The sequence below is a fragment of the Actinosynnema sp. NPDC059797 genome (assembly GCF_042732085.1).
GTDB lineage: Bacteria > Actinomycetota > Actinomycetes > Mycobacteriales > Pseudonocardiaceae > Actinosynnema.
This window is the reverse complement of the sequence record NZ_JBHWIE010000297.1, coordinates 1-8,858: the sequence shown is the minus strand read 5'-3', so window position 1 is coordinate 8,858 and position 8,858 is coordinate 1. Positions and strand designations below refer to the sequence as shown.

Sequence of the window (8,858 nt, the reverse complement as noted above, 5' to 3'; positions counted from 1 at the left end):
ATCGTGTGCAGGTTGGAGCCGGTGCCCCGCGCGAACGTGGTGATCACGTCGACGAGCGCTTCGACCGGGAAGTCCTCCCGGATGTTGAAGTCGGTCGGCGCGACGTTCCACATGGCCGCGCTGCCCGCGCCGCCGAACCCGTCCAGCGCCGCGACGAACGGCGCCTCCCGGTGGTCGACCGGCTGGTCGACGTAGCCGGGGGCCGGGCTGAGGTCCGAGGCGATCGTCTGCCCGAGCAGGCGGCCGTCGGCCGAGGCGCCGCACATCGCGCCGACCTCGACGTAGTTCTCGAACGTCCCGGCGCCGGGCTGGAGCTGGAAGCCGAACGGGTGCTCGGCCGTGCCGCACCGGTCGGCCAGGGCCACCATCTTGGCCGCGGTCGGCTCGGCCGGGTCCGTGTAGACCTCCACCGCGGTCCGCGCCACCCGCTGGAGGATGGCGTCGCCGAACCGGTCGACCTCGATGTCACCGCGGCCGTACTTGGGCAGCCCCATGGCGACCCGGCGCAGCCGGCGGAAGCGGTCGGCCCTGGCGGCGATCCTGGCCGGGCCGGCCAGCGCGTTGGCGAACGGCTCGTTCATCGACTCGCCCCAGTTGCAGATCAGGGCCTCGACCAGCTCCGGCAGCGAGGTGACCGCGGTCCGCCGGTCGAAGACCATGTGCCGGATCGCCCACAGCGAGTCGATGGTGTTGGCCAGCGCGGTGAAGCACGGCCCGACGACGTGGTACCGGGCGCCCCCGGCGTAGTAGTCCAGCCCCTTGTCCACGCAGTCGTCGACGAAGCACGACAGCAGCGGCGACGGGCACACCTCGCTCATCTGCCCGAACACCGCCAGCAACTGGTCGGTCTGCCTGGCGTACATCCACTTCAGGTGCTTGAAGAACAGCTCCTCGAGCTGCTCGTAGGAGGCGATCTCGGCCGGCGGCTCGGAGGTGAACGAGACCCGCTGGCCGCGGAAGTACATGGGGCCCGCGGTGGCCCAGGACTTGCCCCGGTTGAGCGCCGCCTCCAGGGGCTGGAGCGTGGTGATCCCGGCGAGGGTGAACCAGTTGCGCCCGACGAACTGCGGTTCGTAGCAGCCGTCGCAGGCGTAGTCGCGGGCCGCGCTCAGCTCGACCTCGCTGCGCCAGCGCGGCGCCGCCCGTTCCGCCACCGGGGTGCTCGCGGTGGGGCGGTCGCCCGCGCCGATGTCGTCGCCGCTGGCCAGCAGGCCCGGGATGATCTTCTCGTCGTTCAGCAGGATCGGGTGGGCGCCGCCGCTGAGCAGGGCGAGCGCGGCCTCCCTGGCGTACTCCTCCGGCATGTCCGGGCGGGTCCGCAGGGACAGGCACGGCGCGTTGAGCGGCAGCCGCCGGGCGGCCCGCAGGCACAGGGTGGTGACGTCGTTGTAGGCCGGCGAGCCGGCTCCCGGGCTGTCGTCGGCGACGGTGCCGCCCACGGTCACCTGCTGGATCCACTGGTTGTTGGAGCCGCCCTGCGGGTAGTTGCCGCTCACCCCGCCCATAGCGAGGTTGCCCCAGGGCTGGTGGTCCTGGAGGTTCATCCGGTTGGGCTGGACCTTCTCGCCGAGCTTGATCCAGAAGCAGTCGATGATCTCCTGCGCCCGTTCCCGATCCAGCCGGCCCGCGTCGACGTCCCGGCGGTAGAACGGGTGCAGCAGCTGGTCCAGGCGCCCGACCGAGGTCGGTTCGCCGACCAGGTGCAGGCACGAGTGCAGGGTGAACACCAGTTGCGCCGCCTCCAGCATGGTGGCCGGCGGCTCCTCGGACAGGCGGTCCATGCGCTCGGCGACGGCCAGCAGGTTGTCCCGCTCGGCCCGCTGGCCGTCGCCGAGGCCGCCGGCCAGCTCCCCGGCCAGGGCGGCGTAGGAGCGGCAGTGGTCGCGGACGCCTTCCAGGGCGAGGACGACCGCGCGGTAGAACGACGACTGCCCGCCGTCCCGCGCGTCGGCGAGCCTGGCCGACACCTCGGCGATCAGGCCGCCGATGCCCAGGCGCAGCGCGCGCTCGTAGCCGGGCACGACGTGGCCGACGCCGGAGGCCGCGCTCAGGCCGAGGAAGAAGTGGGGCAGCTGTTCGTCCTCGCGGGCGTAGTCGATGACGTAGCGGCCCTGGCCGAGGCTGAGGTCGGGCATCTGGCCGACGATCAGCTCCAGCGGGCTCATGCTGTAGGTGTCGGCGCCGCAGACCCAGTTGCCGTCCCGGTCGCGCCTGCGGCCCCGGAACCCGTACTCGTGGCCCGCGTACACCTCCCCGAGGCCGATCTTGATCGCCCAGCCCATGCGCTCGGCCACGGGCAGCGCCATGATCCGCTCCACCTCGCGGTCGTCGAACCGTTGGCGCAGGTAGTGCTCCAGGTGCCGCGGTTCCCGCTGGGCGTGCTCGAAGTACCAGTTGTCCTGCCAGAGGGAGAAGGTCGTGGCGAGCAGGCCGAGCACGCGGCGCGACGGCGGCAGGAGCCGTTCCCGGTCCGCGCCGGTCGCGGTCGCCATGCGGAACAGGTAGTCCTGGTGGTTGTAGAACATGTAGCCGTTGGCCGAGCGCCGGTCGAAGTGCCGGTCGAGGCGGTCCCAGTTCACGCCGGGGAAGCGCGTCCAGTCGACCTCGGCCAGCTCGCCGACGGGGACCGGGTCGAGGCCCAGCTCGTCCTGGCTGGGGATGTAGAAGAAGCCGCCCAGGTCGGAGCGCACGTTCGACAGCAGCCGGTCGGACATGAACCCCGGTTCGTCGCCGATCTGCCGGTCCATGATGGTCTCCAGGACCCGCACGGTGCGGCTGAAGGCGGCGAAGTAGATGCCGGCCTCGTCGCGCAGGCTCGCGCCCTTCTCCCGCAGCGCGTCGTCGTGGACCGCGGGCGACTCGCCGAACGGCAGGCTCAGCCGCAGCACCGGCGTGGTGTTGCCGGCGTCGTCCTGCACGCGGGCGCGCTTGATGTGGCTGCGGTCCTCGCGGTTCGGGATGAGCACGTCGTCGGTGGTGCGGCCGACCATGTCCTCGATGCCCTGGTCGGGCAGGTCCAGCACGTGCTCCCAGTTGATGTGGAACCGCTGGGCCAGCGCGAAGGAGCCGCCGAGGTGGGCGGGGTCCTCGGGGCCGACGACCGCGTGCCGCTGCAGGGTCACCGGGTCGGTCGGGTTGTTCAGGGTCTCGGAGAACCGGTAGCCGAGCACCTTGCCGCCGCGCTTGTCCGGCCGCTGCGACTTGGTCGCCGCGACCTGGTGGACGGTGCGCCCGGGGTCGACGCAGTCCTCCTGGTCGACCAGCAGCTCGACCAGGAAGTCGAACACCGCGCGGCAGTGCCGCTCGTCGTCGGACTTGAGGTGGAACCACAGGTCGCCGCCCGAGTCGGTGAACGTGCCGGCGGAGCGCGCGAACACCGCGGAGGTCGTCGGGTCGTCCGGCGAGGCGGGGAACAGCAGGCGCATGCCCTCGGGCAGGTCGGCGCCGTCCTGGGCGCACCACCGCGCCCACTGCCGGAACCCGACGCCGACGACGGCGGTGGTGTTGGCGCCGCCGTGCTGCCGGTGGATGCGCTCGCGGACCGCCCGGGACACCCGTCGCAGCACGTCGCGGGTCAGCGGCTCCCGGTCCGGCGCGGCCCAGAACGTGGCGAACAGCGCGTGCGGGGCCGGGTAGACCAGGCCGCGCTGCACGTGCTCCCAGATGTCGTGGCTCCGCTCGTCGGCGGTGGCCACGGAGACGCCGTCGCCGCTGAGCGCGGACACCCCGTCGACGAGCGAGTCGGTCATGTCGTCCTCCCGGCCGTCGGCGGGCGCGGTCGGTCGGTCCGAGCCCGGCACACCACCCAGGATGGCCGACGCGGGGAGCGAGGTCCCGAGCTGCGACCGCAAAGCACCCATCCGTATCACGCTCCGCCGGTGCCGGTGGTCCCGGGAGGGAACGACGGGTGACGGACGGCGGGAGCGGGGCACCCATTGGCCGGACTTGGCGCACCGATCGGGAAATCCGATGGCACCGCCCGTAGGTCGGCTCCGGTACGGCCACCGGCGCCGCGACCGCGGCCGCGGTCGAATCCTCCGACGAAAGGACCCTGACCGCCGGCGGTCCGGTGTGACAGGGTATCGCGACGCAACTCGATCCGGTGGGAGGAGACCAACCTTGAGCCCCAGACGATTAACTCGGCCAGTGCTCGCGGTGGCGAGCGCGGTGACGGTGCTCGTGGCCACCGTCCAGCCCGTGTCGGCCCAGCAGCGGGACGCCGACTACACCGTCCTCGTGGAGGCCGGCGCGCCGCTCCAGGCGGCCCGCGCCGCCGTCCGGGCCGCCGGTGGCCGGGTCACCGCCGAGAACGCCGCGGTCGGCACGCTGACCGTGAAGGCGCCGGCCACGGGGTTCGTCCACCGCGTCACCGCCACCGACGCGGTGTTCGGCGCCGCCCCCGTGCGGCCGATCGGCCAGGCGCCCCGGAGCGCGAACCGCAAGTCCCGCGAGTGGCGCGACGTCGAGCGCGAGCACGTCGGCGCGAACGCCCGGCCCGCACCCGCCGAGGCCCGGACCCGCTCGACGGCCGGGCTCGACCCGCTCGACGACGCCCTGTGGGGCCTGCGCATGGTGCGCTCCGACATCGCCCGCGCCCGGCAGGCCGGTGACCGGCGCGTCTACGTCGGCGTGCTGGACACCGGGGTCGACGGCACGCACCCGGACATCGCGCCGAACTTCAACCGCGAGCTGTCCCGCAACTTCACCATGGACATCCCGAACGACGCCAACGGCGACGAGCTGGACGGTCCGTGCGAGTTCCGCGGTTGCGTCGACCCCGCCGACCACGACGACGACGGCCACGGCACGCACGTCGCGGGCACCATCGGAGCCGCCGCCAACGGCTTCGGCGTGTCCGGCGTCGCGCCGAACGTGTCGCTGGTCAACATCCGCGGCGGCCAGGACTCCGGCTACTTCTTCCTCCAGCCCGTGGTGGACGCGCTCACCTACGGCGCCGACGTCGGCCTCGACGTGATCAACATGTCGTTCTTCGTGGACCCCTGGTACATGAACTGCACGGCCAACCCGGCCGACAGCCCCGAGGCCCAGATCGCCCAGCGCACCACGATCGCCGCGGTCCAGCGCGCGCTCGACTACGCGCACCGCAAGGGCGTCACCCTGATCGGCGCCGGCGGCAACAACCACGAGGACCAGGGCAACCCGCGGACCGACGCGTCCAGCCCGAACTACCCGCCGAACGCCTCCTACCCCCGCGCGATCGACAACGCGACGTGCCTCAACCTCCCGACCGAGGGCAACCACGTCCTCTCGGTGTCCGCGCTCGGCCCGACGGGGGTCAAGGCCGACTACTCCAACTACGGCACCGAGCAGATCGTGCTGTCGGCGCCCGGCGGCTACTTCCGCGACGGCCTGGGCACCGACTGGTACCGCACCAACGAGAACCTGATCCGCTCCACCTACCCCCGCAACGTGGCGCTGGCCGCGGGCGACATCGACGCCGACGGCAACATCACGCCCGACGGCCTCGACGCGGGCGTGACCAAGTACTGCGACGCCGGCACCTGCGGTTTCTACCAGTACCTGCAGGGCACCTCGATGGCCGCGCCGCACGCCACCGGCGTGGCCGCGCTGGTGGTCAGCCAGTACGGCAAGAAGGACCGGGCGCACCCCGGCACGCTGACCCTGTCGCCGGACAAGGTCCAGGAGGTGCTGGTCAAGACCGCCATCCCGCGGGCCTGCCCCGAGCCGCGCACGGTGTCGTACGAGGACGTCGGCCGACCGGCCGAGTTCACCGCCACCTGCGTGGGTGACGCGAAGTTCAACGGCTTCTACGGCTACGGCATCGTGGACGCCTACGGCGCCGTGACCCGCGGCGGCGACTTCATTTGAGTCCGGCGCGGGCACCGGTTCCAGCAGCCGCCAGAGGTCCTGGTCGAGGGTGAGGCGGATGAGCTGCCGCTCCAGTACCCGGGCCCCGGTGTCGGGCACGACGCCGCCCCACAGGGGCGCGGTGCTCGCGCCGTCGGCGGCGGCGACGACCAGGGACAGCACGTGCTCCGGCAGGCCGTCGGCGCTCAGCTCCCCGGTCCAGCGGCGCGCGTCGGCGCGGGCGAGTTCGACGATCTCCGGCAGGGTGCCGAGCTGGGTCACGAGGGCGACGCTCTCGCGGAGCGCGGTCTCGTCGTGCACGGAGGCGAAGCAGGCCCGGACGTAGCCGCGGGTGAGCCTGCCCGGGGCGGTGTCGGCGGGGTCGACGGCCGCGGCCACCTGCGCCCGGAACGTCTCCAGCAGGTCGTGGGCGAGGGCTCGGACGAGGTCGTCCTTCGTCGCGAAGTGGTAGAGCAGCCCGCCCTTGGACACCGCGGCCTCGCGGGCGATCTCGTCCAGGCTGGCGGCGATACCGCGGTTGCGGATCACGGCGGAGGCCGCGTCGAGCAGCGCCCGGCGGGTCTCCTCCGGTGCGCGCCCTGCCTTGCGTGACATGCTCACTCCCCTCCCGACCCGCCCCGGGTGCCCGGCGCGTCCCCGTTCCTACCGGAGGGGATGGTGCGCCAGGCGACCAGGGCCGCCGCGGCGGTGATCACGGCGGCGAGGACGGACGTGACCTGCATGGCCGTGGTGAACGCCTCGCGCACGGCCGCCGCCAGGTCGGAGGCGGGGTCGAGCGCGGTCAGCGCCGAGGCCGCCGAGTCCTCGACCGCCGGGCGGGCCGCGTCCGGCACGTCCAGGTGCGCCCGGTAGGCCAGGGTCACCACCGAGCCGAGCACCGCGATGCCCAGGGCGACGCCGAGTTCGTAGGCGGTCTCGGAGATGGCCGACGCGGCGCCGGCCCGGTGCCGGGGCACCGCCGAGACGACCGCGTCGACGGTGAGCGTCATCGCCAGGCCCACGCCCAGGCCGACCGGCAGCAGGGCCAGGGCCAGCCACAGGTAGTTCTCCGCGCCCTCGGCGACGGCGATCAGGAACAGCCCGACGGCGGCGACGCCCAGGCCCGCGGCCACGGCGCGACCGGTCCCCAACCGCGCCGCGGCCACCCCGACCAGGCCGATGACCAGCATCGAGGCGATCGTCGTCGGCATCTCCGCGAGGCCCGCCCGCAGCGGGCCGAAACCGCGCACGAGCTGGAGGTACTGGGAGAAGAAGAACAGCAGGCCGGTCAGGGCGAAGATCGCGATGACGTTGGCCAGCACCGCGCCGCCGAACGCCCGGTTGCGGAACAGGCCGACGTCGATCAGGGGCGTGTCCGCGCGGCGCTGCCGCCGGACGAACAGGACGCCCGCGGCCAGGCCGAGCAGGGCGGCCCCGGCCGTCCGGGCGTCCAGGCCGGAGCCGACGGCGTGCTTGACCGCGTAGACCAGCGGGGTGATCGCGACGAACGACAACGCGGCCGAGAGCGGGTCGAACCGGCCGGGGTCCGGGTCGCGCGACTCGGGCAGCAGCAGCGCCCCCGCGACCAGGAAGGCGATCACGACGGGCACGTTGACCAGGAACACCGAGCCCCACCAGAAGCGCTCCAGCAGCGCGCCGCCGACCAGCGGTCCCAGCGCCAGGCCGCCGCCGGAGCCGGCCGACCAGATCGCGATGGCCCTGGTGCGCTCGACCGGGTCCGGGAACAGGTCGCGGATGATCGACAGCGTCGAGGGCATGATGGTCGCGCCGGCGACGCCCAGCAGCAGGCGGGCCGCGATGAGCATCTCCGCGCTGGTGGAGGAGGCGGCCGCCAGGGAGGCCAGCCCGAACGCCGCGGTGCCCGCGAGCAGCACCTTCTTCCGGCCGACGCGGTCGGCGAGCGTGCCGGTGGTGACCAGCAGGCCCGCCAGGGCGAGCGAGTAGACGTCGCCGATCCACAGGATCTCGGTCGAGGTGGGTGCGAGGTCGCGGGTCAGCGACGGCACCGCGAGGTGGAGCACCGTGCCGTCGATCGCCAGCAGCAGGACCGAGCCCACCAGCACCGCCAGGGCGGCCCACCGGCGCCGGGCGCCGGGGATCACCGGGTTGTTCGTCGCCATGACAAGAACTGTACCGTCCAGACGGTTCAGTTTTGTGCGCTGTGACCGGCTCGACAGCGGTGCGATGGTGGTGACCGGCCGGGAGTGGCGGCGCCACGACGCGTCATGGCCTGTCCCGCGGTCGGCGGCGGGCGGTCGGCAGCGGCCGGACCGGGGTCCCGGCGACCACGGTGGTGCCGAGCCGGCCGATGCCCTCCACGGTGAGGGTGACGGTGTCGCCGGGGCGCAGCGGTGGCCGGTCGACGCCCCTGCCCCACAGCTCGGCGAGGCAGCCGCCGTTGCCGCAGGTGCCGGAGCCGAGCACGTCGCCGGGTCGCACCCACGTGCCGCGGGAGGCGTAGGCGACCAGCTCCTCGAACGTCCAGCTCATGTTGGACAGCAGGTCCGAGCCGACGACCTCGCCGTTGACCTCGGCGGTCAGCGCCAGGCGCAGCAGGCCGTCCTCGCGGTGCGGCTCCAGCTCGTCCGGGGTGACCAGCCAGGGCCCCAGCGTGGTGGCGGTGTCCTTGCCCTTGCACGGACCCAGGCCCACGGCCATCTCGGCGGACTGGAGGTCGCGGGCCGACCAGTCGTTGAGGATCGTGTAGCCGGCGATGTGGTCGCCCGCCCGCTCCGGGGTCAGGTCGCGGCCCTCGCGACCGACGACGGCCGCGACCTCCAGCTCGAAGTCGAACCTGGTCGAGCCGGGCGGGACCGGCACGTCGTCGTGCGGGCCGAGGACGGCGTGGGGGTTGGTGAAGTAGAACGTCGGCGCGGCGTACCACTGCTCGGGCACGCCCGCGCCGCCGCGCATCCCCTCGACGTGCTCCTCGAAGGTGACGAAGTCCCGCAGCGAGGACGGCCGGAGCGGGGCGAGCAGCCGCCCCGCGCCCACGTGCGGCCCGGGTG

At 73.4% G+C, this 8,858-nt stretch carries 4 protein-coding genes and 1 pseudogene; 1 reads left to right on the top strand and 4 read right to left on the bottom strand.

The window, feature by feature from the left end:
- On the bottom strand, window positions 1-3,860 hold a 3,860-nt coding region (locus ACFV4N_RS34960; protein ID WP_499676939.1), incomplete at its 3' end, for a Dyp-type peroxidase.
- Window positions 3,861-4,146: 286 nt separating this feature from the next.
- Here ACFV4N_RS34960 and ACFV4N_RS34955 point away from each other — a divergent pair.
- A complete protein-coding gene (locus tag ACFV4N_RS34955) occupies window positions 4,147-5,850 on the top strand; it encodes a S8 family serine peptidase (protein ID WP_499676938.1) in 1,704 nt (567 codons plus the stop codon).
- Window positions 5,851-5,961: 111 nt separating this feature from the next.
- On the opposite strand, the pseudogene ACFV4N_RS34950 reads toward ACFV4N_RS34955, so the two are convergent.
- From ACFV4N_RS34950 to ACFV4N_RS34940, 3 genes and pseudogenes are all read right to left on the bottom strand, one after another.
- Window positions 5,962-6,444, bottom strand: a pseudogene (locus ACFV4N_RS34950) (TetR/AcrR family transcriptional regulator); the annotation flags it as partial.
- 2 nt (window positions 6,445-6,446) lie between these two features.
- Window positions 6,447-7,970, bottom strand: coding sequence for an MFS transporter (locus ACFV4N_RS34945; RefSeq protein WP_499676937.1), 1,524 nt, complete (start codon window positions 7,968-7,970; stop codon window positions 6,447-6,449).
- A 103-nt stretch (window positions 7,971-8,073) separates the two neighbouring features.
- Window positions 8,074-8,858 (bottom strand): fumarylacetoacetate hydrolase family protein (locus tag ACFV4N_RS34940; RefSeq protein ID WP_499676936.1); only part of this gene is annotated, 785 nt, incomplete at its 5' end.

Bases quoted from the DNA above. Each gene is read 5' to 3' on its own strand.
- ACFV4N_RS34945 (WP_499676937.1), bottom strand. From the start codon at position 7,970: ATGGCGACGAACAACCCGGTGATCCCCGGCGCCCGGCGCCGGTGGGCC.